We start from the raw sequence: 25,459 nt of genomic DNA on the forward strand, positions 1-25,459 counted from the left end.
TCTTTAAAACAACAAGACAGAAAGGAAAAGAGCAAATGAGTGATGACAATCACCGGAGCCCAAAAAAAGGGTTTACTTTATGGTTAAGTCAGTTATTCCATTCAGAACCAAAAGATAAAGAAGAACTGATTGAAGTGATTCGTGAAGCAGAAGAAAACGAGCTTATCGATCCTGACACCCTTGATATGATTGAAGGTGTAATGGATATAGCCGAACAGCGAGTTCGCGATATCATGATTCCCCGCTCTCAAATTGTAACAATTAAAGATAATTATACACTTGATGAATGTTTAGATATTATTTCTGAACATGGTCACTCCCGATATCCGGTAATTAGTGAAGATAGAGATCATATTGAAGGTGTTTTATTAGCCAAAGACTTACTTATCTATATACGCCAAGGCGTTAATGATTTTGATTTAAAAAAGATCTTAAGACCAACTGTAGTTGTGCCGGAAAGTAAGCGTGTCGATCATATGCTCAAAGAGTTTCGTATGCAGCGCTACCATATGGCAATGGCGATTGACGAATTTGGCGGGGTATCGGGACTTGTCACTATCGAAGATATTTTAGAGCTTATTGTCGGTGATATTGAAGATGAATACGATGAAATTGAAGATCGTGATATCCGTCGCTTAAGCCAATCGGTTTACACCGTGCGCGCACTTACACCAGTTGAAGATTTCAACGAAATTTTCGCCACTTCATTTAGTGATGATGAAATGGATACAATTGGTGGATTGGTGATGCAACATTTCGGTCGTTTACCTTTACGTGGTGAAAGTATCACAATTGACGGCTATCAATTTAAGGTCACAATTGTTGATAGAAGACGAATAATTCAATTACATGTCACCATACCTGATGGCGCAACCGTGCCAAATTTAGAGATGCCGGAGCATGCTTAAACAGATTTTATTCAGTCTAGTATTCGGTGCCATTGCTGTTTTTAGCTATGCGCCTTTTCACATCTGGCCTTTGGCGTTTGTGTCATTTGCCGGACTGTTATGGTTAATAGCAAACAAATCCAAAAAACAAGCTTTAGTTCTAGGACTTTGCTGGGGTATTGGATATTTCTCAGCTGGCATTCACTGGATATATTTCAGTATTAAACAGTATGGCGAACTCCCCTCCTTTATTGCCGTTATTATTTTAGGTTTTTTAGTTTTATATTTATCACTCTTTCCAATGCTGTTTGCTTTCCTTATTCGCTCAGCTGATAGAGTGGCTAAACCATTTACGTTTAAACAACTGGTACTGATAATGCCAATTGTTTGGCAAATAACCGAATTTTTACGTGGTTATATTCTTACTGGTTTTGCTTGGCTACAATTCGGTTACAGCCAACTTGATAGCCCATTACGGAACTTTTTTCCAATTGTGGGGATTGACGGGCTTAATCTTATTTTCACCATTTTATGTGGATTATTAGTTTTTAGCTTACATAAGCTGATTAAAACAGTCCAAAAATGGCACGCATTTGGTGCAATTATTGCACTGTTAGTGATCTTAATTGCACCAATTTCACTCAAAAATATTCAATGGACAACTATTGATAATCAGCGTTCAGCCAATTTTGTTTTAGTGCAAGCAAACATTGCTCAGTCAATACGTTGGTCATCTGAGCAACTGAATAATACATTACTAACCTACGCTAAGCTGACCGAAGACAACTTAGATAAAAACAAAATTATTATTTGGTCTGAAGCCAGTATCACCGATTATGAACTCAACCAGCAACCCTATTTGCAATATATTGATAATCAAGCCAGAGCGAATGATTCAGAGGTCGCTGTAGGAATTATTGATTACCGCTTTAGTCAATTTGGAAACAGCCCAACTAGCGAAGTTTATAATAGCTTGATCGTGTTAGGAGAACCAAAACCTTATCAATATCCAACAACTAATCGCTATCAAAAACACCATTTAGTACCATTTGGTGAATTCACGCCTTTAGAATCCGTACTTCAACCTTTGACCAATATACTCGATATTCCTATGTCCTCGATGCAACCGGGGGGAGTAAACCAACCGCCACTGACCATGAAAGGATTTAAATTTACCACTGCTATCTGTTATGAAATCATCTTATCTGATTTAATGTGGCAGAATTTCACGGCTGATACTGATTTTTTATTAACCGTTTCCAACGATGCGTGGTTTGGTGACAGCATTGGGCCTAAGCAGCATTTGCAAATGGCGCAAGCTAGAGCATTAGAGTTTGGTAGACCGTTAATTCGCAGTACCAATAATGGTATTACAGCGATAATAGACCATAAAGGTAATATCATTAAACAATTACCTCAATTTAAAACTGATGTATTAATCGACACGATTTCACCCACCACTGGTCTAACTCCTTATGCCAAATGGGGAAATAAGCTCTATTTTTTAATCATATCTTTAATGCTTATCTCACTTTTTATAAAAAAACGTCATAATTAGTAAGACTGGCACAATTATTGCTTATATGTAATTGGTTTCTAAAGAAATTGGGTAAAAATCTATTGTTAAAATGCCAGAATCTGACGTTGTATCTAGCTCCAATTATCTACAAATAAATAGTAAAAAGTACTTTTATGCTAAAAAATAAGTTATAATATACGCCCTTTGTAAAAATATTAAATAAATTTAATATGATACAAATTAAACAGTAGGAGATGAGTATGAACAAGAAGACAAAATTAACCAAATTAGTATTATCATTTGCAATGTTAGGTCTAATTAGCGGATCAGCGGTTGCAGAAGAACTAACTGGTACTTTAGCCAAAATTAAAGATAGTGGTGTGATTGTTGTTGGTCATCGTGAATCTTCTATTCCATTTTCCTACTATGGTGAAAAACAAGAGGTCATTGGCTATTCACAAGATTATTCGAATCTGATTGTAGAAGCAGTTAAAAAAGAGTTAAATTTACCAGATCTAAAAGTAAAATATTTACCTGTTACTTCTAAGACTCGTATTCAACTACTTAATAACTACACTTATGATTTTGAATGCGGTTCGACCACTAACAATCTTGAACGCCAAAAAACGGTTGATTTTTCGAACAGCATCTTTATTGTTGGTACACGTTTCTTAGTGAAAGCTGATAGCGACATTAAAAGTATTGAAGATCTTAAAGGTAAAAATGTCGTTACCACAGCAGGTACAACTTCTGAAATTCGTTTAAATCAAATCAATAGTAAAGAAGGCTTAGGCATTCGTATTATTACGCCAAAAGATCATGGTGATGCATTTAATGCTCTTGAAACTGGTCGTGCAGTAGCATTTTTAATGGATGATGCTTTGCTTGCTGGTGAACGTTCTCGCGCAATTAACCCAACAGAATGGAAAATTGTTGGCGAACCGTTATCTTATGAATCTTATGGCTGTATGTTAAGAAAAGGCGATACTCAATTTAAACAATTAATGGATAAAACCATTGCTGATGCTCAAATATCAGGAAAAGCACTGGAATCATATAACAAATGGTTTACTCAACCAGTACCGCCAAAAGGCGCAAATATGGATCTGGAAATTTCACCTAAAATGGTTGAGCTTTTTGCAAATCCTAACGATAAAGCATTAGATTAATACTTTTCTTATTCTTTCTAATCCTGTGTACTAAATGTAATTGGCATTTAGTACATAATCTAATTTAGTGAATTAAATATATTATGAGTTTTAATTGGACACTATTTTTTGAACCCACCCCTTATGGTGACGGAATTTACCTAAACTGGTTGTTGGACGGTATTTTTGTCACAGTTTCATTAGCCGTTACCGCATGGATTATTGCATTTGTGTTAGGGTCTTTTGTCGGTATATGCAGAACATTGGACAACAAATTTTTAAATAAATTTGCCGCTGGCTACATTCAGCTGTTTCGTAATATTCCCTTACTTGTTCAAATGTTTTTATGGTACATGATACTACCTGAATTATTGACCGGGAGTTTAAAAACTTGGTTTATTTCGGGATTATCACCAAATATCAGTTCATTTATTACAGCATCAATTGCTTTAGGTTTATTTACCTCTGCTCGTATTGCTGAACAGGTCAGAACCGGTATTCAAACTTTGCCAAAAGGACAAAGATATGCCGCAATTGCGCTTGGTTTAACAAACCGACAAGCTTATCAGTACGTATTATTACCAAATGCTTACAGGCGTATTATTCCACCATTAACTTCGGAAATGACCAATATTATTAAAAATTCCTCTGTTGCATCAACCATTGGGTTAATTGACTTGATTGGACAAATTGATCGCATCAATGAATCGACCAATAGTATTGTTGAAATATTGTGTGGTGTAACAATTGCCTTTATGCTTATTAACTATGCTGTACTTACCATTATGCGAATTGTTGAGAAACATACTCGTTTGCCAAACATGAGTCACGGAGGATAATATGCAGTTATATACTTGGATTGCCAATATACCTTCACTGGTAAGCGATAATTATCATCTATTATTAAGCGGATTATGGTTAACGACTAAAATTACTTTGATTGCTGTTATTTTCGGCATTATTTGGGGAACAGTCTTAGCATTAATGCGCCTATCAAATAATAAATTTCTTAATATTTTTGCAAAATGTTATGTTAATTTATTTCGTTCCATTCCATTATTATTAGTATTGTTATGGTTCTATTTAGCGTTACCACAAGTAATAAAATTCGTCTTTAATCTGCCGCCTTATGCAGATGTACGAATTGTCTCAGCGATGATCGCTTTTGCCCTTTTCGAAGCGGCATATTATTCAGAGATCATTCGTGCTGGTATCAATGCAGTTACAAAAGGCCAATATCACGCCGCCTATGCACTCGGTATGACAAAAGGTCAGGCTATGCGTTTAATTATTCTGCCGCAAGCATTTAGATCGATGGTGCCACTATTATTAACTCAAGGTATTATCTTGTTCCAGGATACTTCGCTTGTTTATGTCATGAGTTTAATCGACTTATTTGGCGCAAGTGTGACGCAAATCGGTAATGTACAAGGTGGTACAGTTAAATATTCAATGATTATATTTGCAGCGGCAAGTTACTTTATAATTTGTTTTACTGCTTCACGTTTAGTTAATTATTTCAAGAAAGGGATAAGTCGATGATCTCCTTAGAAAATGTATCAAAATGGTATGGACAATTTCAAGTTTTAAAAAACTGTAGTACCAAAGTCGGTAAAGGCGAAGTTGTTGTTGTTTGTGGACCTTCAGGTTCTGGAAAATCCACACTAATAAAAACGGTAAATGGTTTAGAGCCAGTTCAACAAGGTAAAATCATTATTGATGGAACAGAAGTAACGAGCAAATCCACTAATTTAGCTAAATTACGTTCTAAAGTGGGTATGGTATTCCAACATTTTGAACTGTTTCCACATTTAACAATTTTAAAAAATCTTACGCTTGCTCAAATCAAAGTATTAGGTAGAGCTGAAGATGAAGCTCGTGATAAAGCGTTAAACCTTCTTGAGCGAGTCGGCTTACTTGCCCACGCAGATAAATACCCTGCACAGCTATCGGGCGGTCAGCAACAACGTGTCGCTATAGCTCGCGCACTTTGCATGGATCCAATCGTTATGTTATTTGATGAACCAACATCAGCGCTCGATCCAGAAATGGTTAACGAAGTACTTGATGTTATGGTTGAGCTTGCGTATGAAGGCATGACAATGATGGTTGTAACCCACGAAATGGGCTTTGCTCGAAAAGTTGCGCATCGTGTCATTTTTATGGATGCCGGTGAAATTATTGAAGATACCTCTAAAGAGCAATTCTTTACCAATCCTCAATCTGATCGTGCTAAAGACTTTTTAGCCAAGATTATTCACTAATCAATTACACAGGGCAAATTGCCCTGTTTTTTTATATCTCGCAATATTTGTAGTTTTTAGTTCGCCGTTTGGATTGTGCTACAAGCCTCAAAACGTAATATTACGATTGTTTATTTTCTAATAAATTAACTAATCCGCTATGTCTAACGGTTTGTGTTTTGATTGCTTGTGATAAGATCTGTTCATTAGCGTAAATGGATACAGATTTTTTAGCACGTGTAATTGCTGTATAAAGCAATGAACGATTGAGCAGTGGTGAATAATCGGTAGGTAAAATAATATTGACCTTATCAAACTCTGAACCTTGAGATTTATGAATCGTCATCGCATAAGCTGTTTCATGTTCCGGTAGTCGAAAAGGCGAAAATCCCTTAATCGATCCGTCAGCAAAAGGAAAATAGACTCGCAGTTTAGTATTATCATGTTCTGCCATTAACGTAATGCCAATATCGCCATTATATAAGCCTAACGATGAGCTATTACGCAAGATCATAATTGGTCGGCCAACATACCAAGCTTCTTTGTTTTTCAAATGAATTAATCTTTTTTCGGCTAACAGTGATTCGATTTGTTTGTTTAATCCTTCAACACCAAACATGCCTTCACGTACCGCGCAAAGTAACCGGTACTGAGCAAATTTTTCTAAAATGTCAGCAATATCATTATTGCCTCTAGGATTGATAGCAGTTAAATAACTTTTATAATGGTCAACACAATCATGCAATACTGCTTCATATGCGTGCTGGGAAGTTAAAAGGTGGTAATGAATATCATGAAATAATCTATCAGCTAAAAGCTTTTTAGCGGTGGCTACTTGCCCTTCTTTAACCGCATTAGCCAGTAATCCTATTCCGGATGATTCATTGAATCGATAGCTCTTTTGTAATAAACAAATACTATCGGTTATTATGGCCACTTGTTGACTCGATGGAATAGCATAACCCGTTAGTTGGCTTAATTGTTCTGCACGAGCGGGGCTATATCCGGTTGAGATAAATTCACATAAGTCACCAAATACTGCGCCGGCTTCAACTGAGGAGAGCTGATCTTTATCACCTAATAATATCAAGCGTGCGTTTTTAGGCAAAGCATCGATAATTCTTGCCATCATATTTAAATCAACCATTGATGCTTCATCTACCACTAACACATCAATATTCAAGGGATTATTTTTATTATAACTAAATTCACGATTATCTGCCTTCGCACCAAGTAATCGATGTAGCGTCACTGCTTCAGCTTTAATGTTTAAATGATCAAAGGAGAGTTGCGAAATAGCACGACTAAGTGATTCTGTCAGTCTTGAAGCAGCTTTACCCGTCGGTGCAGCGGTCACAATTCTTGCATTCGGTTGAGTTAAGACGATTCCGGCTAAAATTTTTGCTACCGTGGTGGTTTTACCGGTTCCCGGCCCGCCGGATATAATGGCAACTTTACGAGTCAATGCCACCGCAACGGCAACTTTTTGCCAATCAATAAAAGTTTGGCGGTCGGTAAAAAGTTGGTCTAATATTAACTTCAAATCAACATTGTTCCCTGAATTTTCAGTCAACTCATTACAATTAAAATACTGTGCTACTTGCTTTTCATCGTGCCACATTCGTTGAAAATAAAGTTTATTATCGATAAGAATAAGGGGGGAAAGTTTAGAGCCATCACTCACAACTTGTGTATGTTGAGCATGATCTAATGCATCTAGCCAATCCTTTGTTGTAGGTGAAGCTAAATCCAGCCAGACATCTGGCGCTATAGTTTGTTGGTTCAAGTTGGTAAGATCAAGGCAGACATGCCCTGACCTTACCTCTTTACTCAGTGATAGCACCAAAAAGCTAAAACGTTTGAGGATTAACTCATCATGCAACTTAGCTTTGTTAGTTAAAAACACAACCAAATGAATATCAAGCAAACTGATTTGGCTGTCTTGTTTAAATTGGTTTAACCACTGATTTAGCATACTTTGTTTCTGTTTTAATGAAATTATAACCCTATTATATCGTCAACTCGATCTTTAGGATAAGTCAGTTTGAAACTTAAATTTAGAGTTTTACTTTCACTTGGGTTTAACTTCAATTGCCACGAGAGTTTGCCTGTTGTTTGGTCATATTCGGCGCCATCATATTTGGTATCATTAAGTGATATAATTTTATCTCTAATTACCGGTAGTTGGTCATAAACCATAATATCTATCGGTAATGATTTAGCATTTTTTACATTTATAGTATAAGCATATTTTTGTGTAATATCGTTACCAAAAAATGAAGGTTTAGATGTTTCATTCACATTGCGATTACGTGAAACATAAATATTTTTATCATGTCCCAGAGCAATATCAAGTGTATCTGGCAAATCCTCAGTATTAATATAACTCTCACCAATATAATTACCCGCAAAAAATACTGTTAATTTACCTGGTAGGAGATTAAGTTTTTCCCAATCTGCGACTTTTGCTTGCAAATAAACACCATTATCCAATTTTGGTAATGCAACATATTGATATTTTGCTTCAACTTCTTTAGTTTGCAAAGTTAGCATATTATTTTTAGAATTGGATTTTATAGTATTGGGTAAATTAACCTTAAAAATGGTATTAATACCTAAAGTATTAACCGTAACATTATTTACATTTGAATTAACTTGATTCGAATAACTGCTGTAACGATTGCTGTCGCCAAAGTCGTCAGCTGCCAGTTTTTTATACCCTTTACTGCTCACCGTTTCAATATACCATGGCAGGAAAAAAGGAGCAGTTATCCCTTTACTTGGATTAGATGTGGATAAAATAAAATCAACATCTTTCCAATCCAGGCCACTATTTTGATAGATATCAGCTTTATATGTTAAATACATTGGTGAATTTATATCATCAACTCGTACGTCATATGCAGGACTCCAACCAGCAACATTGGTGACATAAGATAATCTAATTGGTAAAGTGATATCTTTATTCGAATAAACCGTCACATTAATTGCATTAGTTGAGTTTTTGGTTGATTCTTCTAAATTCGTAATCTCCTCTTGGCATTTTAGAATTTGCTCTTTCAATTGGTCGATTTCTTTCTGTAATTTGTATTCTTCACTTAAAGCAGTAATTAAATTAGTTTTAATAAACTCCAACATATTTTTTAATTCAGTTACATTACTATTTGCCCCTTTTGATAGCAATTCCAAATGATTTCCACGTAAAAGAGTGACTTGTTCGGTTGTTGCTTGCAGTTGAATTTCAGTGTTATCGTATTTTTCTTGTAACTGTTTTAACTTTTCAAGTAATGGCTTTGCATCATCGTTTTGTTTATTATCAATATAATTTTCATTTAATGACGTTGATAAAACTCTTACGTCATTATCGTCAAATCCTACATTAATGGAGTTAGCTCTTGTGCCATTTGCAATATTGGTTAAAACTAATTGATTTTCACCTTTTTTTAATGAGACCCTAGACTCTCCTTCCAATTCTGCACCTTTCAAAAATAATGTTACTTTATTTAGCGTCACATTATTATCTGCAAAAGCACTTCCGGAGAAGCAAGCGATCAAAAGCACAACTGTTTTAATTTTCATGTAATTCCTTTCCTTAAATATAATCATAATAATAAAGTTGATAAGAACATTTTTATCAACAAAATGAATAAAGAGCTAGAACACAAAATCATTGTATGTCTAATTCCCTAAAAACACAAAATCATTAATATTAATTATTTTGTTTAATATATTGAACATTTAATAAAAATAATGTAAATTTTGTTACAAATAAAAAACAGAGAAGGAAACAAAATGAATAGCTTCAGTTATTTAAAAAAAGCAATAAAACGCAAAAATTTATCCCTACAAACTGTTGCTGATGCCTGTCAAATGACAAAAGGTTATTTAAGTCAACTTGTTAATGACAAAATTAAGAATCCTAGCGCACAAAAACTACATTCACTTCATCAGTACTTACAAGTCGAAGAATCCGCCAAAGATAAAAAAATTGGTGTTATTTTTGGTAAATTTTATCCTTTGCATACCGGACACATCTATCTTATTCAACGAGCAATTAGTCAAGTAGATGAACTTTACGTTGTTCTCTGCTCTGATACTAACCGAGATATGGCATTGTTTGAACAAAGTGCTATGTCTCGCCAACCAACAATTAACGATAGAATTCGGTGGCTGTTACAAACGTTTAAGTATCAGAAAAACATCCATATAGAGCTTTTAGAAGAAGACGGTATTCCTGCTTACCCTAACGGTTGGCATCAATGGAGTGAACGTGTTAAAAAATTATTTAGAGAAAAAGGCATCAAACCTAACTGTGTTTACTCGAGCGAACCGCAAGATGTTTCGATGTATAAAGACTTATTTGATTTAGAGACAGTGCTAATCGATCCTACGCGGCAATTTATGCAAGTGAGCGGCACTCAAATCAGGCGAGCACCATTAAAAAATTGGCAATATATTCCAACTGAAGTAAGACCCTTTTTTGTAAGAACTGTCGCAATACTAGGTGGTGAATCAAGTGGTAAATCAACCTTGGTCAATAAATTAGCAAACGTATTTAATACTACCAGTGCTTGGGAATACGGCCGAGATTACGTTTTTTCTCAACTTGGTGGGGATGAAAGAGCTTTACAATATGCCGATTATGATAAAATTGCGCTTGGTCACGCTCAATACATTGATTTTGCAATAAAACATGCAAATAAGGTTTCGTTTATCGACACCGATTTTGTCACCACTCAAGCCTTTTGTAAAAAATATGAAGGCAAAGAGCATCCTTTCTTACAAGCAATGATCAACAACTATCGTTTCGATTTGGTCATTTTATTGGGCAACAATACACCTTGGGTCGCAGACGGTTTACGACATTTAGGCAGTCCAAAACAACGTAAAGATTTTCAACAATTGCTTATTACATTGTTAGAAAAAAATAATATTAACTATATTCAAATAGATTCACCCGATTATGAAGAACGTTACTTACGCAGTATCGAATTGGTTAATCAACTTATTAATGATGAAGAGTATTAATTATGAATAAATTAAGCCAAATAGTTATATCAGTAGGACGCAACAAGTTATATCCGTACTTTTGTATACTTTGTGTCACTATCGCCTTTTTATTTACCGACCCTTTTGAACAATTAGATTTACGTTACTCTGTTTCTTACATAGGTGCTGTGTGTGGTTTATTATGTGTTATTTTATTAGCCAAACGTAAGAATATGGGCAACGTTGTTGGAATGCTGGCTGTGATGGCTGAGTGTTGTGCCAACTTTTTAGGTGGCAATATCGGGGCTGGGTTACCAACATTTTATTATTTTGGTTCACATATTTATGGTTTGTTCACTTGGAATAAAAATCAAGACAATAATGACAAGGTCAAAGTACGTTCGTTAAATGAACACATATTTCTTTGCTCCATAATTTTCCTGATTGCTGCTGTGTTTTTCAATGTTTATTTGACCAACACATTAAGTGTTGATAACACAATCTATCAACTTATTACCAACAGTTTTATTTTTGGTTTAGGCGTGGTTGCTCAGTTACTGTTAATGATGCGATATGCTTTTAACTGGTATTTATGGGTAATATTAAATGTGTTAGTCATTGGATTAAATATTTATACCAATAATATTGTGATAGCGACCCAGTATCTGATTTACTTATTTAATGCGATTTATGGTATCTGCGAATGGAAATTATCAGAACAAAAAAATAGCTGATTTAAGTTAATACTGCTAGCGATACTCAAAAGAAAAAAGTACTAACACTAAAAGAGTAAAAACTAAGTTATTAGCATAGTCATAAAAGCCATCATTCTAACTGGTGGCTAGTTTATGCAATATCGCCTTTAACTAATGGAACAAACCTTACATCCCCCATATTTTTAGAAATAAAGTTATCACCATCACGTTCAATCAATTGCAAAATCTGCTTATTCTCACCAACAGGAATCACTAGTCGGCCTTTATTAGCGAGCTGTGCTAACAAGTTTTGCGGAACTTCTGAAGCCGCAGCTGTAACAATTATGCCATCGAACGGTCCTCTTTCTGCCCACCCTAACCAGCCATTACCATGACGTGTTGAAATATTATGAATATCAAGTTGTTTTAAGCGACGCTTAGTGTTCCATTGTAGGCTTTTAATTCTTTCAACCGAACATACATGATCGACTAATTTAGCTAATATCGCTGTTTGATAGCCGGAACCTGTTCCAATTTCAAGGACTTTAGAATTTGGCTCTAATCTAAGCAGTTCAGTCATTCGGGCGACAATATAAGGCTGAGAAATAGTTTGACCACTACCAATTGGCAGTGAACGATTATCGTAAGCTTGATGAGAAAGCGCCTCGTCAACAAATAATTCACGCGGAATTGAAGCAATTGCACTCAAAACACGATTATCTTTTATCCCTTGCTGCTTAAGTAATTTAATTAAAGACTGCATTTTCAAACTTTGCATTTGTGTTACTCATTTCTTATTATCAATTCACGTATCACACTTGTTGCGTAACTACCAGATGGCAAATAAAAACTAATTTCAAGGCTATGTTCTCCCAGCCATTGCCAGTTTAATTGCTCCGGACGTAGTAATAATGATCGTCTTGCCGTTTCAAGACGCTCTTTTTTAAACAGATCAGCAAAATTAGACCATTTATTCAAACAGCTTTGCTCAAATTGTAAAGCAACACCTTGCGTATTTAAAGATGAGTCACCTACCATTGGAGCAGTAATATTGATCTCTCCTTGTTGCAAGCGTTGTTGTAATGTTGCTATTTCATCCGCTTTAGAAACAAACCAACTGCCACGATTGGCAAGCTGCAATATATCACCTTCAAGCACAGTTTGATGAATGTTCTGTTCAATTCGTTGACTAACAATATCATTAAAGATAGCACTACGTGCCGCAGACAAATAAAAACTACGTTTCTTTCTATCTTTAACCGATATTTCTCCTTGTGCCCATTTGATAGCTTGTTCAATATTATTTTGGTCACGCCCAAATCGTTGTTCACCAAAATAGTTAGGAACGCCATGTTGTTTTATTAATGCTAGTTTTGTTTCTATCTCAGCATGCTGACTTAACTCTTTTAAAATAATCTTAAAATGATTGCCCTGTAAAGCACCAATCTTGAGTTTTTTGTTATGTCGAGTCACTCGCTTTATCTGACAACCCGCTAAGTCAAAATTGGTAAAATCGGGCGTTTCTTGTCCAGGCATATGTAAACTAAACCATTGTTCAGTCACTGCCTGGCGATCTTTTAATCCAGCGTAACTTACTTGTTTAGCGGCAATACCAACATATTTTGCCAATTGCTCTGCAACAAAAACCGTATTGCAATCTCTTTTTTTAAGATAAACAAGAACATGTTCACCTTCCCCAGTAAGCTCAAAGCCTAGCTCTTCTTGAACAATAAAATCTTCATATTGTTGCTTATAAATTCCAGCTGTGGTTGGTTTCCCATAAAAATAATTTAGTTCTGCTAACACGTATAATGCCTACTTTTAGGTTGGATTTTTTGTTGATTTTTTTATTAACAATACTACCGCTTCACAAGCTATACCTTCTTTACGTCCGGTAAAACCTAATTGCTCAGTTGTGGTTGCTTTTACACTGATTTGATCATAATGAACGTTAAGATCTTCAGCAATGTTGACTCGCATCTGATCAACATATGGGCGCATCTTAGGCTCTTGAGCAATAATTGTTGTATCCAAATTCGCAAGCTCAAAACCTTTTGCTTGAATAATTGAGTAAACCTCTTTTAATAATATTCGGCTATCAATGCCTTTATATTTAGAATCGGTATCGGGAAAAAGTTTACCTATATCACCTAAAGCGAGTGCACCAATTAAAGCATCAGTAATGGCATGTAAAACGACATCACCGTCAGAGTGTGCAATTAACCCATATTGATAAGGAATTTTAACTCCTCCTAGGGTAATCGGTCCTTCACCGCCAAATTTATGCACATCAAATCCATGACCTATTCTCATATTTTACCTATTTTAAATCTGCTTAGTTAAATAAAAAGAGGCTAAGAGTAAATCTTCTGGTCGAGTTATTTTTATATTATCTCGACGGCACTCAACCAATAAAGGATGGCCACCACAATACTCAATAGCTGAAGCTTCGTCAGTTATTGCCACTTGATGAGTTAAAGCTTTTTTTAAGCAAGATTTCAACTCAGCGGCTTTAAATAATTGTGGCGTTGCCGCTCCCCATAAAAAAGTACGATCAATTGATTGCTCAATGATTGTATCGTTATCTTGATAAGCTCGTTTAATGGTATCACTAACACGAGTTGCTAAGATTCCACCTTGTTGTTGTCTTGTAACTGTTTCAATCAAACGAGTGATATCTTGGTGAGCAACACAAGGTCTTGCAGCATCATGCACTAATGCCCATTGATCATCATGTAGTAATTGTAAACCAGCTAAAACCGAATCCGCTCGGGTTTTACCGCCAATAGTGACACTAATTTTCGGATGCGATGCAATTGACAGTGTATTAAATAATTTATCCTTAGAACTAATAACAACAATAATTTTGGCTATTTGGGGATGTGTTAATAATTTATTTAACGTATGTTCTAAAACTGTCATTGTTCCTATTTTTAAATATTGTTTAGGTGTTTGGCTATTCATACGGGAACCTATACCCGCAGCAGGAACAATCGCAATAATATTACTTGTATTTGTCACGTAAAGCCTTATTGTTGTTGAGTGTTAGAATCAATTATAATTCGATAAAAATATTCGTCTGGTTTAACCATTCCTAAATGACTGCGTGCTCGCTCTTCTACCGCCTCAAAACCACGCTGTAAATCATTAATTTCAGCAAACATTTGTTCATTGCGGCTTTTCAATTTTTCATTTTCCTGATGAAGATTGGCTAACATCTGCAAGTTATCTTGATAATCATGAATATTATTCTTACCGTACCATAATGAGTATTGCAAGTAGCCCAGCACGATCAATAATATTAATGGTAGTTTCCATCTCATCATCTGTTTTCCCTTAACCTAAATACATTTAACTGGTTTAGGTAGACCTGCAAGTTTTGTCGCTTGTTTTGCAGGACCATCCGGAAATAATTTATACAAATAACGGCTGTTGCCTTTTTCAGCACCAAATTTTTTTTCCATAGCTTTGACTAAAGCTCGAATTGCGGGAGAAGTTTTATATTCTAAATAAAATTCACGAACAAATAAGATAACTTCCCAATGTGCATCAGTTAATTCAATCGACTCTTTTTCAGCTAATTGAGGTACTAAATCAGCAGTCCAATCCTGCCAATTTTTTAAGTAACCTTTATCATCAGTCTCAATTTGCGTTAACATTTTTTCAATACGTTATTTTATTTGCGCTGTATTATACTCAATTAATTTGATTCCAACACTATTTTTGATGAGCAAAGCATCATCAAGTGCGCAATTTTCACAAAATATGATGAAATTTAGAGCGATCAACAAAAAATATTAAAAAAGCTATTTACAAATAACTCCGTCTCCTTTAATATTCACAGCCATTGCGGAAGTGTGGCTGAGCGGTTGAAAGCACCGGTCTTGAAAACCGGCGAGGGGCGACCCTCCCAGAGTTCGAATCTCTGCGCTTCCGCCATCTTTCGATACTAACATGTCAAAATATAAAGCTTTTACTCATATCGAGAATCCATACTAAACTTGTCAATAATTATTCTGACAGAAATAGCCCAAATTTTACTTTCTAAATCAACTTTGTAGCTTCAAAATCAAATGCTATGAATCAGTAAAACCCGTTTCGATATGATTAACTCCTAAGGTTTCTAACTCTAGAGCTAATTAAAATTTCTGTTTTGTATTCATTACGTTTTTTGGCACCAATTTCCTAGCACTTAACGTTGTATCCAATATAGATATTTCTTTCATTCTTCCCTCTTTTTAATTCGATACATACCAGTATGTATCGAATCGTATAGATAAAACTTGCATACAAACCAAATAAAAATATTTAAATATCAATATTTAAAAGGATTTAATTAATTATTGCTTTTTAAACAGTGTGGTGTATTATCATCTTACATACATACTAATTGGTATGTTTTATTAAAATATAAATGTAAATGGAGATAATTATGATTAATGTAGCTATTAATGGTTTTGGTCGTATTGGACGTAGTTTTATGCGTGCATTGTTTGAGAGTTCGCATAATATCAAAATTGTTGCGATCAATGATTTAGGTTCGATTGAACAACTAGCACATCTTTTAAAATATGATACGGCTTTTGGACGTTTTGCCAAAAGTGTCGAAGTAAAAAAAGGCTTATTGGTGATTGATGGTCATGAGATCGTTGTATATCAAGAGCGTCATCCTGAAAATCTCCCATGGGCTAAACACAACATCGATATTGTACTGGAATCAACAGGTGTGTTTAACGACGGGAAAAAAGCTCAAGCCCATATCAAAGCTGGGGCTAAAAAAGTTCTTATCTCTGCACCTGCATCAAATGTTGATTTGACTATTGTTCAAGGTGTTAACAACCACATGTATAATAAAGATGAACATCACATTATTTCAAATGCCTCATGTACAACAAACTGTTTAGCTCCTTTAGTAAAAGTACTACATGAAAATTTTGGTATTAAATCCGGTTTTATGACAACTATCCATGCTTATACGCAAGACCAAAATCTTCAGGATGCTCCACATCGTGATATGAGGCGAGCGCGTAGTGCTGCTCAAAATATCGTTCCTACATCAACAGGTGCTGCGCAATCAATTGGCATAGTCATTCCGGAGTTGAATGGAAAATTAGACGGTGGATCTGTTCGGGTTCCGGTAATTACAGGATCAATGATAGATCTTACTTTAAATCTAGAGAAAGAAGTGACAGAACAACTAGTAAATGATACTATTAAACAAGCAACTAGCTCTAAAACAATAGATGGTATTCTCGTTTATATAGAAGATGAAATTGTTTCATCTGATGTTATTAAAAATCCAGCTTCATCTATTTTCGACTCTAAGCTCACTAAGGTCATCGATGACAAATTACTCAAAGTTGTTAGTTGGTATGACAATGAATGGGGTTTTTCAAATCGTTTAGTAGATACTATTTTACAGATTAAATAAATAATTATAATCATACCATCGACTGGTGGTATGGTGTTTTATGGTGAAAATGAATAACAAACAAAATTCTAAAGAAAAGTTGATCAAAGCTATGGCTGAGCTCCTATTAGAAAAAGGTCTAGCTGCTACTAGCCCAAGAGATATTTTGACTCGTGCTGAAGTCGGTCAAGGTAGCCTCTATCACTATTTTAATGGTAAAGAGGATCTGTGCCTACATGCAATAAAATATAATGTCGATCAACTGATAAGTTTTAATGCTTCAGTGCTAAATACAGATAAAAAAGCATATAATAAACTTTCAGATCTATTATTTAAAGCTCGTAATATAGATAGAGGATGTGTGGTTGGTCAAATGGCTCGAGACAGAGCTATTATGGAAAACAAAAAGTTAGCGTCAGAGGTTAATCGTGGATTTGAGTCTATGAAGAAAACGCTAGAAAGTCTTATAAAAATTGGGATTGCTGATGGTAGTATTTCTAATATTCTTGCACCATTAGAAGCAGCAACGCTCTTAATGTCTGCTTTGCAAGGTGCTTATATTTCTGCAAAAGGATTGCAAGATGACTCCTATTTTCATCTAACTATTAATACATTATTGAAGATATTTACTCCATAACTTCTTTTTTACAATTAGATTTGTTTTTATACTTACCATATATCAATTTCACAAATTATCAGCCGTTGATTATATGATAGCGCTTCACTCTAAAGTGAACAGCTCTCATCTTTGTGGTTTAGATAAATTCTAGGAGAAAATTTTATATTTACTTTAAATTTAGCATTCTTATTTGCCCACTGAATTCCTATCCAACAGATCCAACACTAAATTAATGGCATCTTGTTCAATCTGATCATTAAGATTCTTATCATTTTTATACTCCACACCAATATTAATAAGTCCTTCAAGAATCACCATCAGTTTATTTGTCAAAGACTCTTTATCAGAATAATCTTCAAGTTTTGAATAAATTAGGCCTCTAACAAATTCTTTATGCTCTTTAAGTATATCTGATACGCAAGGCAAGGTTTCACGCATTTCCTCTACTGCTCGCATGAATAAGCAGCCGTTATAATCCACTTCGGAAAACCATTTTTTATGCCATTTAAATATTCCCAAAATAGCATTTTTTCCATTAAGCCCAGTAATAGAATTCACAAGCTTTGAACGGAATATTGAGTCTCTATGTTTTAATACTTCCACTATAAGTTTATCTTTACTTCCAAAGTGATTGTATAAAGTGGTTTTAGAGCAGCCTGACATATCCCTAATTTCATCAACGCCTACACTCGAAAAACCAGTTCGATAAAACAGTTTTTCAGCAGTCTTTATAATTAATTCATATGTTTTTTTCAAAATAAATCACCTAAATAAATTGCAAAGTGAACAGATCTGTACTACTATCAATTTTGTGTACAGATCTGTTCATATTTTCTATTCATATATTATAACTTATAAGGAAAACAATTAATGAAATTCTTTCTTTGGGGTAGTGAAAAACTACCTAATAGACCTAAATTACTTGATTTATTTCAAGGACTGTTAGGCGGAACTTTGGCAATTTTAACTCTGGAATATCTGACTATCTATTCTGGTAGCTATTTTATTATGGCTCCGTTTGGAGCTTCATGTGTTATCTTATTTGCTGTTTCTCAGTCTCCTCTTGCACAACCAAGGAATGTAATTTTTGGGCATCTTATATCAGCATTTATTGGTCTTATATTTTTGAAATTATTTGGTGATTCAATTTTTATTACTGCTTTAGCGGTGGGTTGTGCTATTGCAGCAATGCAATTCTTTAGATGTGTACATCCACCAGCAGGCGCTAATCCGTTGGTTATATTGTTAACAGCAAATCAGGTTAATTACGATTTCAACTTTTTGTTGTTTCCTGTGCTCTCAGGTTCCCTTTCTTTAGTAATAATAGCCTATGTGGTTAACAATCTACTATCAAAAAGTAAGTGGCCAGTTTATTGGTTAGCATTTTTCAATAATAAAAAGAAAGAGTAATAAATATACCTTTAATTGAGATAAATATTTATTGGATAGCTTAGCAAAAAGGTGCAAAGACTATAGCTAATAGTGATGTCGATGCAGTGGTTAACATTTCGGAAAAGACAAAGCAGTAACCACTGTTGTTTTAAATAATTTTTAAAATAGCTCGCGCGAATATTTACATGTTAGATTGAATAAAATTCAATCTCCTCTATTTCTTGAGATAAATAGGCATACATTTGCAAAAATTGTATATTTAAGTAATTTGATAGACGACTATAATTTTCCTCATCTTAAATTTTATTCATATTTGATTAAAGCCGATTAATTTTAGGTTTTAATCAATATAAAGAGGAAATAAAAATGATTAAAAAAATGGTTATGGCAACGGTTGTTTCAGCCTCATTAGCTGGTGGTGCAGTCGCTGATGATTATCGAAAAAATTCATTTACATTGACTTATCAAGGTGCGATTACTGAAAATATAAAAGGTAAAGTTAATATTCATCCTGTTACCTACCAACTTCATGGCATCAAAATAGTTGCTAATATTTATACCCCTCCTAATTATGACCCGACAAAAAAATATCCTGTAGTAGTTGTTGCTCATCCAAATGGTGGAGTTAAAGAACAAGTCGCAGGGCTTTATGCTCAACGCTTAGCTGAGCTTGATTATATAACTATTGCAGCTGACGCTGCTTATCAAGGTGGTAGCGGAGGTGAGCCACGTTATGTGGATAAACCAGCTAATAGAATTGAAGATATTCATGGTATGGCAGACTATATAAGCCAATACGCAGGTGCCGATACCGATCGAATTGGTTTGCTTGGAATCTGCGGTGGAGGCGGTTATTCAATCAAAGCTGCACAAACTGATAAACGGTTTAAAGCTGTGGCTACATTAAGTATGTTTGATTCAGGTTTAGTTCGCCGTAATGGTTATATGGATTCTCAGTTAGATACTATTCAACAGCGATTAAAACAAGCTACTGATGCAAGAGCTCAAGAAGCCGCTGGGGGTAGTGTTATTTACGTTGGTGGAGATAATAAGTTAACTAAAGACCAAATTGCGAGTTTGCCTTTCGAACTCTATCGTCAAGGAATGGAATATTATCAATATACTCACGCCCATCCAAATTCAAGTTCTAAATACACTATGAGCAGTTTACTTGATTTGATGCATTTTGATGCGGCCAGCAATATGGATCTAATAAATCAACCATTATTGATGATGGCTGGTAGTAAAGCTGATTCTTTATATATGACAGAAAAAGCGTTCAAAGGTGCTACGGGAACAAAAAACAAAGAACTCTATCTTATCCCTGACGCAACACATATCGAAACCTATTGGGTACCTAAATATGTTGATCAAGCTGTAGATAAATTAATTCAATTTTACGATAAAAATCTCTAAACATTAATTCTAATACATTTTAAAAACGGTACAAAGTGTTCAATTTTTTGTAACGATGAGTGAGTTACGATGCATTGTACCGTCTATTTTACAGAAACAACGATATGTTTAATAAGTTTCGAATATTTTTTGCCAGCATTCTGCTGGCAATATTTAGTAGTGGTTCAAATGCCAATACTTTACCGGAGAGTGAAAGTTCAACTCTTACACCAAAACAACAAAGTATTATATTAATTGCTGCTTTAACCGCTCAAGGTGATTTGGAGTCATTAGCTGCGGCATTAGATGAAGGGCTGACTTGCGGTTTAACAATTAATGAAATAAAAGAAATATTGATTCAAATGTATGCTTATACAGGTTTTCCTCGTAGTTTAAATGGTATTATTACTTTTGAAAAAGTTCTTAAAAGTCGTCAAGAAAAAGGGATTTATGATGAGATTGGCGTAGAACCTAATCAAGTTCGTACAGACAAAAGTAAATACGAGATAGGCAAAGAAAATTTAGCCTTACTAACTGGCGTCCTTCCATCTGGTCATTCAACTGGTTATGCTGCATTTGTGCCTACCATTGAAGTTTTTTTAAAAGAGCATCTATTTGCAGATATTTTTGAACGTGGTGTATTAGATTATCAGACTCGTGAATTAATAACGGTATCTGCCTTAACCAGTTTAGGTAATGTAAACACACAACTCAAATCACATATTAATGTAAGCATGCATAATGGTATAACTGAGTCACAATTACGAGATTTAATTGCTTTAATTAATAATCATATTGATAAAGATATAGCCAACAATGCAACAACAGTGCTTAATCAAGTCTTGAGCAATCGTCAACAATAACTTCAATCTGGAAAACAACATGAAAAGTACATGGCTAACAACACTCTTTTTATTTACTTTCAGCTTTAGCACTCCTAATGTTGTAGCTAACGATCAGGAGGAAATTAAGGTGGATAATAAGATTTATATTATTCGACATAACATAAATACAATGGTTAAAGGCTCAGAAAATAATTTTACCAGATATGTCACTATCTCACCATTAATTACAGCTAAAGATCCATTAGATAAATCCGCTGGATATGTTACTTTTCAAGCAGGTGCAAGAACCAATTGGCATACTCATCCTAATGGCCAGATGCTAATTGGCGTAGCCGGTAAAGGACGTGTTCAAAAATGGGGTGATGACATAATTGAGATTAATCCGGGTGAAGTTGTATGGGTACCTGCTGGCGTCAAACATTGGCATGGTGCGTCACCTGACTATTATTTTACCCATTTTGCTCTCGCCGATATTGTCGATGGTAAAAGTAGTGATTGGCTTGAAAAAGTAACTGAATCACAATATCAGAGTAAATAAAATCAACTAAGGTTTAGGATGAAAATCATCTAAAACACTCAGTTGTTAATGCCGTATATTCATTATTCGTATATGTTTATCTAATATTGTTAGGGTCGCTTTAATGGTTGGCTTATATTGCTCAAGTGAAGCATTATGTTTGTTTCGGGTTTCCGCTTTTTTCGCACCCAGGTAAAATTCTTTTAAACTGCTGGTTTCTATAATCTCCTTAAAATCAAACCAGTCCCAACAACTGACTTTTTTTACGCCTTCACTCCCGATGGCTGCCCAACCGTGGACAGGTAGATTGTCACTGCCTAATGCATCTTTTGGGATTAAAATCCATAACGTACCTTTGTCGTCAACTGCGCGGGCATTTTCTGCTTGAAATTCTTTATCATTCAGAGTAAATATCATCGGTATTTGAACTACATTTTGGCTGCCGGTTAATTCACTCTGCTGTAGAGGATGTTGGCACCAGGCGGGGTTGCTTCGGCTAATTCTATATTCCCTTCAGCTTTGGCTTTTTCGGCTATCTTTTTACTATTTTCTACCCATAACTTTTTAGTTTCGGTCTCAGATGTGTTAATCTCAATTTGTAACCAGTTCATATTAATTTGTTTACTCAATACTTTTATTTTGGTGTCTTTAAGTACTTGACCTACGGTTGTATCCGATTTTGATGGTGACGCCAGTGATTTTGCACCTTTTGATATGCCAACCAATGTTTTATCTGCATCAGGAATTTTGCTTGCCTCTGTCTGCGTTTGGGTGATGAAAGTCGGCAAATCTTCACAAGTAAAGTATTCCGAATCTAAATTTGGTTTAAATTGTCTTGCTGTTAAACCTTTTTTAGCGGTAAAGTCGCCATATCTATATAATTACCATCTTTTTTTGTTAGGGTTTTCTTTTTTTAATTGAGATTTTGTGACAATACACCCTTTAGTAAAAAACCTGATTTAAAATATATCTCCATTTAGCATAATATATTTATCAGGTTACTTACTGTTAGGTGTGTAAAGAAAAACTGTTAATTATAGCATTTATCGATAATGGTTTTTCGTTCAATTGATTTGTCCAGATTATTACTCAGATAATCAATAATATCAGTTAAGCACTCAATACGTTGTTTACTAATAAGCAACATGTTTTTTTCTTTGGTATCTAATATACCTTTTTTTTCTAGCATAGAAGATAAAATTTTAAATTGTTTAAGCATAAAGAAGTAATATAAACAATCCGAACATGTTGGATCATCCCAATTTATTTGTTTACTATCATATTCATTTGTCCTGCTAACTTTTTCATCTATTTTTAATTTAGTAAACAGTACTTTTGATGTTGGATAATCCTTAAAAAGATAAGAAAGCTCCTCAGCTATAACCCATACAGGTACTGTCCTTTTGTCATCTACAATTCTTTTAAACTCATCTTCAAAATATTGCTTTTGCGTTGCCGTCAATGATGAAATTTTCTTTTCATATAAATCTGTGCATTCTTCAATAGGATGCTCTACCATCCAATTCAAATCACAGTCATGAAAACTCTTAGCAATAGCTTGACTTGCACTGCAGCTAAAAAAACAAATAAATAAAAATTTACTTAATAACTTCCAAAAGTGCGACAATATCATCATTATTTTTTCCTTTTCCTCTATGTTTAACTAAATAATCATGTATTTCTGGATATTTTTCATAATCAACAATAGATACACAACCATGAGATAGATGACCAACATGAATAAATCGTTCTTCAGATAAAGGCAAAATAGGAAACCAAATTTTATAATTTTTCACAGGACGATTACCAACCGTATAAAAATCGGTTTGTTTAGGATTATGACCGCCATCAGGGACAGAAATTTCATAAATTCCTTCAGGTAGTGGTGTTCTATTTGGCGTGTTCCAATCTGAATTTAACGTAACCTGTACCGATATATTTCCTACAGTTAACGTAGCAAATTGTTGATCTAATATTTCATCTCTAGGTTTAGAATACCAATTAGTAACAAATTTACCATATTTTACTTTAATCGTTGGTATGCTATTATCTGGTGAGATTACACCAAGATGGGTATCAACACCTTTTTTAATTACCATAGAACCTATACGACCTTTATATTCACCATCTTCTATTTTAAATCTAACTCTATCACCATTATTATTGATTCCAAATAAAGTTAATTTGGTATACATATAAAGACCAAATCTCACTTCTCCTTCACCATCAAGAAGTACGGTTACATACCCATCATCCGCTACTTTATTAACATAAGCAGTCATCGTTACTCCTATTGAAGTAATATTATTATTTCCTTGTAAAGTTGTTGTTGTTTTCCGCTCTTTTTGCTTATTAACCCAATTCATGACTACTGCTGACATCATTTTCTCCTAATCTATCTATATCTATTTCCACATGTAATGGTATTTCTGCTTCAGAATAAACAGTACTGGTATAACCATTTGAATCAGTCGTTCCTCTAGCATAAACACTTTCACCATGCCAAATTTTATATGGCATAAATACAACGGGATTATCATCATTGTCAGTCAACAAAAACTTCATGTTATATTGACCTTCACTACTGCTACTGACATTATTTTCTCCTAATCTATCTATATCTATTTCCACATGTAATGGTATTTCTGCTTCAGAATATACAGTACTGGTATAACCATTTGAATCTGTCGTTCCTCTAGCATAAACGCTTTCACCATGCCAAATTTTATATGGCATGAATACAATGGGATTATCATCATTGTCAGTCAACAAAAACCTCATGCTATATTGACTTACGCCGATAAAATTAAAAATACCAGGTAAAATAATTTCAGGTACAAGCTTTGTTTTCGGTCCCATTTTTTGCATCACATTACATTTAAGCTTAACGTTATCTGGTGTGCCTAGCTCTATGCCTTTACTGCTGATTTTGATGTACAAGCCGCCACAGATTAAGGTTAGCTCTTTGCTGGCGGTAATGGTCAGTTTGCCGTCAACACTGTCAATGTGGATATCTTGTTTTGCGGCCATATTCAGGTTGGCATTTTGGGCTTGTATGTCAATATCCCCTTGATTGGCAAAAACCTTCATCCCTGATTTGTGGGCAAATAACCCTATCGCTTCTCCCGATGATACCGTGATGTTTTTTAATGCCGTAATGTCAGTTTGGTTTTCCGCCGTGATACTCACGCTGTTACCGGTTGATAGCTGAATGTTTTCCGGGCTGGTTAATGCAATGCCTTCTTGCGCATAAGCTAAGATGCCACTTTGGGCCAGTTCAGTTAAGTTGGCCTTGAGCTGGTCCTGACTGTCGGTATCGGCATCGTGGGCTTCGGATTGTTGAGCTGCTTGCTGGAGTGATTTGGCTATCGATAAGGCATTTTCCAGCTGGGTAATCGCACCTTGCATATCCAGTTGTTTGCCTTGCGCTTTTGGCTCGGTTTGGCTGGTCAGGTATAAGCCCTTTTCAGCTGCAATGGCACCCCAGTCATCCGTGCGAAGTTCAAACCCTTCACCCCGTGGCGTTTTGTTTTGGTCAACTAAGTGACCCAGATTAAGTTGCGTTTTACCGTATTCAGTCGCCAGTTTGATATGCTCCTGCCCCCGTTTGTCATCCATCCGCAATTTATTATTGGCCGGAGTACGTATCACATTACGATGTTTGTTTATCGTGGTGACATGGTCAGGATGGGCACTGTCGTGCATGGCATGGGCAATATACGGGCGGTCGGGGTTGCTGTCGGTAAAGGCTATCGCCACTTCTGTGCCGTCAATTAACGGAAAGTGAAAGCCATAGGTGT

General features: G+C 35.1%; 28 protein-coding genes and 1 tRNA gene. 15 read left to right on the top strand and 14 right to left on the bottom strand.

Features of this window, described 5'->3' with window-relative positions; translation table 11 throughout:
- Positions 1-35 precede the first annotated feature (35 nt).
- The 6 genes from corC to J3U74_RS04140 all read left to right on the top strand — a co-directional run bounded on the left by corC (position 36) and on the right by J3U74_RS04140 (position 5,818).
- A complete protein-coding gene (corC, locus tag J3U74_RS04115) occupies positions 36-908 on the top strand; it encodes a CNNM family magnesium/cobalt transport protein CorC (protein ID WP_220219145.1) in 873 nt (290 codons plus the stop codon).
- Positions 901-2,445: an apolipoprotein N-acyltransferase gene (lnt, locus tag J3U74_RS04120; RefSeq protein WP_267329274.1), complete on the top strand. Its 1,545-nt coding sequence runs from the start codon at positions 901-903 to the stop codon at positions 2,443-2,445. The genes corC and lnt overlap by 8 nt, the downstream gene beginning before the upstream one ends.
- 221 nt (positions 2,446-2,666) lie before the next feature.
- Entirely contained in the window at positions 2,667-3,575 is a 909-nt protein-coding gene (locus tag J3U74_RS04125; RefSeq protein WP_267329273.1) for a glutamate/aspartate ABC transporter substrate-binding protein, read from the top strand.
- Positions 3,576-3,658: 83 nt separating this feature from the next.
- On the top strand, positions 3,659-4,393 hold the full coding sequence (locus J3U74_RS04130; protein ID WP_267329272.1) for an amino acid ABC transporter permease: 735 nt from the start codon (positions 3,659-3,661) through the stop codon (positions 4,391-4,393).
- A gap of 1 nt (position 4,394) precedes the next feature.
- Entirely contained in the window at positions 4,395-5,096 is a 702-nt protein-coding gene (locus J3U74_RS04135; protein ID WP_220219141.1) for an ABC transporter permease subunit, read from the top strand.
- Positions 5,093-5,818 (top strand): amino acid ABC transporter ATP-binding protein, encoded by a 726-nt coding sequence (locus J3U74_RS04140; protein ID WP_267329271.1) that lies wholly within the window; start codon positions 5,093-5,095, stop codon positions 5,816-5,818. The genes J3U74_RS04135 and J3U74_RS04140 overlap by 4 nt, the downstream gene beginning before the upstream one ends.
- Before the next feature lie 100 nt (positions 5,819-5,918).
- Here J3U74_RS04140 and recD read toward each other — a convergent pair whose 3' ends face one another.
- Entirely contained in the window at positions 5,919-7,772 is a 1,854-nt protein-coding gene (gene recD / locus J3U74_RS04145; protein ID WP_267329270.1) for an exodeoxyribonuclease V subunit alpha, read from the bottom strand.
- A 23-nt stretch (positions 7,773-7,795) separates the two neighbouring features.
- Positions 7,796-9,376 carry a mucoidy inhibitor MuiA family protein gene (locus J3U74_RS04150; RefSeq protein WP_267329269.1) on the bottom strand — a complete coding sequence of 527 codons (1,581 nt, stop codon included), beginning with the start codon at positions 9,374-9,376 and terminating at the stop codon, positions 7,796-7,798.
- A 213-nt stretch (positions 9,377-9,589) separates the two neighbouring features.
- On the opposite strand from J3U74_RS04150, the gene nadR reads away from it, so the two are divergent.
- Together nadR and pnuC are read left to right on the top strand one after the other, a co-directional pair.
- A complete protein-coding gene (gene nadR, locus J3U74_RS04155; protein ID WP_220219137.1) occupies positions 9,590-10,825 on the top strand; it encodes a multifunctional transcriptional regulator/nicotinamide-nucleotide adenylyltransferase/ribosylnicotinamide kinase NadR in 1,236 nt (411 codons plus the stop codon).
- Between the two features lie 2 nt (positions 10,826-10,827).
- On the top strand, positions 10,828-11,520 hold the full coding sequence (gene pnuC / locus J3U74_RS04160; RefSeq protein ID WP_267329268.1) for a nicotinamide riboside transporter PnuC: 693 nt from the start codon (positions 10,828-10,830) through the stop codon (positions 11,518-11,520).
- 112 nt (positions 11,521-11,632) lie between these two features.
- Here the strand turns inward: pnuC and J3U74_RS04165 are convergent, their stop codons facing one another.
- The 6 genes from J3U74_RS04165 to J3U74_RS04190 are packed head-to-tail and all read right to left on the bottom strand — an operon-like array spanning position 11,633 to position 15,140.
- Positions 11,633-12,259 (bottom strand): protein-L-isoaspartate(D-aspartate) O-methyltransferase, encoded by a 627-nt coding sequence (locus tag J3U74_RS04165; protein WP_220219135.1) that lies wholly within the window; start codon positions 12,257-12,259, stop codon positions 11,633-11,635.
- A gap of 5 nt (positions 12,260-12,264) precedes the next feature.
- Positions 12,265-13,287: a tRNA pseudouridine(13) synthase TruD gene (gene truD, locus J3U74_RS04170; RefSeq protein ID WP_267329267.1), complete on the bottom strand. Its 1,023-nt coding sequence runs from the start codon at positions 13,285-13,287 to the stop codon at positions 12,265-12,267.
- A gap of 15 nt (positions 13,288-13,302) precedes the next feature.
- Positions 13,303-13,794, bottom strand: coding sequence for a 2-C-methyl-D-erythritol 2,4-cyclodiphosphate synthase (gene ispF, locus J3U74_RS04175; protein WP_267329266.1), 492 nt, complete (start codon positions 13,792-13,794; stop codon positions 13,303-13,305).
- Between the two features lie 12 nt (positions 13,795-13,806).
- Positions 13,807-14,502: a 2-C-methyl-D-erythritol 4-phosphate cytidylyltransferase gene (gene ispD, locus J3U74_RS04180; RefSeq protein ID WP_267329265.1), complete on the bottom strand. Its 696-nt coding sequence runs from the start codon at positions 14,500-14,502 to the stop codon at positions 13,807-13,809.
- Positions 14,503-14,510: 8 nt separating this feature from the next.
- The gene (gene ftsB, locus J3U74_RS04185; RefSeq protein ID WP_366915713.1) at positions 14,511-14,807 is read right to left on the bottom strand and encodes a cell division protein FtsB; all 297 of its coding nucleotides are present in this window, start codon (positions 14,805-14,807) and stop codon (positions 14,511-14,513) included.
- Between the two features lie 15 nt (positions 14,808-14,822).
- Positions 14,823-15,140, bottom strand: coding sequence for a TusE/DsrC/DsvC family sulfur relay protein (locus J3U74_RS04190; protein WP_267329264.1), 318 nt, complete (start codon positions 15,138-15,140; stop codon positions 14,823-14,825).
- Positions 15,141-15,332: 192 nt separating this feature from the next.
- Between J3U74_RS04190 and J3U74_RS04195 the strand changes: the two genes are divergently transcribed.
- The 3 genes from J3U74_RS04195 (at position 15,333) to J3U74_RS04205 (ending at position 17,528) form a co-directional block, all read left to right on the top strand.
- Positions 15,333-15,420, top strand: a tRNA-Ser gene (locus tag J3U74_RS04195).
- A 490-nt stretch (positions 15,421-15,910) separates the two neighbouring features.
- A complete protein-coding gene (gap, locus tag J3U74_RS04200) occupies positions 15,911-16,912 on the top strand; it encodes a type I glyceraldehyde-3-phosphate dehydrogenase (RefSeq protein WP_267329292.1) in 1,002 nt (333 codons plus the stop codon).
- 49 nt (positions 16,913-16,961) lie between these two features.
- On the top strand, positions 16,962-17,528 hold the full coding sequence (locus tag J3U74_RS04205) for a TetR/AcrR family transcriptional regulator (protein ID WP_267329263.1): 567 nt from the start codon (positions 16,962-16,964) through the stop codon (positions 17,526-17,528).
- A gap of 168 nt (positions 17,529-17,696) precedes the next feature.
- On the opposite strand, the gene J3U74_RS04210 is transcribed toward J3U74_RS04205, so the two are convergent.
- A complete protein-coding gene (locus tag J3U74_RS04210) occupies positions 17,697-18,266 on the bottom strand; it encodes a TetR/AcrR family transcriptional regulator (protein WP_267329262.1) in 570 nt (189 codons plus the stop codon).
- A 114-nt stretch (positions 18,267-18,380) separates the two neighbouring features.
- Between J3U74_RS04210 and J3U74_RS04215 the strand changes: the two genes are divergently transcribed.
- The 4 genes from J3U74_RS04215 to J3U74_RS04230 all read left to right on the top strand — a co-directional run bounded on the left by J3U74_RS04215 (position 18,381) and on the right by J3U74_RS04230 (position 21,680).
- Positions 18,381-18,920 (top strand): HPP family protein, encoded by a 540-nt coding sequence (locus J3U74_RS04215; protein ID WP_267329261.1) that lies wholly within the window; start codon positions 18,381-18,383, stop codon positions 18,918-18,920.
- 366 nt (positions 18,921-19,286) lie between these two features.
- Complete coding sequence (locus tag J3U74_RS04220; protein WP_416379776.1) at positions 19,287-20,318, top strand: alpha/beta hydrolase; 1,032 nt, start codon at positions 19,287-19,289, stop codon at positions 20,316-20,318.
- Between the two features lie 104 nt (positions 20,319-20,422).
- Complete coding sequence (locus J3U74_RS04225) at positions 20,423-21,160, top strand: carboxymuconolactone decarboxylase family protein (RefSeq protein ID WP_267329259.1); 738 nt, start codon at positions 20,423-20,425, stop codon at positions 21,158-21,160.
- A gap of 19 nt (positions 21,161-21,179) precedes the next feature.
- The gene (locus J3U74_RS04230; RefSeq protein WP_267329258.1) at positions 21,180-21,680 is read left to right on the top strand and encodes a cupin domain-containing protein; all 501 of its coding nucleotides are present in this window, start codon (positions 21,180-21,182) and stop codon (positions 21,678-21,680) included.
- 45 nt (positions 21,681-21,725) lie between these two features.
- Here the strand turns inward: J3U74_RS04230 and J3U74_RS04235 are convergent, their stop codons facing one another.
- From J3U74_RS04235 to J3U74_RS04255, 5 genes are all read right to left on the bottom strand, one after another.
- Positions 21,726-22,076: a hypothetical protein gene (locus tag J3U74_RS04235; RefSeq protein ID WP_267329257.1), complete on the bottom strand. Its 351-nt coding sequence runs from the start codon at positions 22,074-22,076 to the stop codon at positions 21,726-21,728.
- 29 nt (positions 22,077-22,105) lie between these two features.
- A complete protein-coding gene (locus J3U74_RS04240) occupies positions 22,106-22,447 on the bottom strand; it encodes an SH3 domain-containing protein (RefSeq protein WP_267329256.1) in 342 nt (113 codons plus the stop codon).
- A gap of 242 nt (positions 22,448-22,689) precedes the next feature.
- Positions 22,690-23,295: a hypothetical protein gene (locus J3U74_RS04245; RefSeq protein ID WP_267329255.1), complete on the bottom strand. Its 606-nt coding sequence runs from the start codon at positions 23,293-23,295 to the stop codon at positions 22,690-22,692.
- Positions 23,258-24,040, bottom strand: coding sequence for a hypothetical protein (locus tag J3U74_RS04250; protein WP_267329254.1), 783 nt, complete (start codon positions 24,038-24,040; stop codon positions 23,258-23,260). The genes J3U74_RS04245 and J3U74_RS04250 overlap by 38 nt, the downstream gene beginning before the upstream one ends.
- Positions 24,012-25,459: DUF2345 domain-containing protein (locus tag J3U74_RS04255; RefSeq protein ID WP_267337945.1), on the bottom strand; the 1,448-nt coding region annotated here is incomplete at its 5' end. The genes J3U74_RS04255 and J3U74_RS04250, both read right to left, overlap by 29 nt.

This window comes from Gilliamella sp. B3892, assembly GCF_026536305.1.
Lineage (GTDB): Bacteria > Pseudomonadota > Gammaproteobacteria > Enterobacterales > Orbaceae > Gilliamella.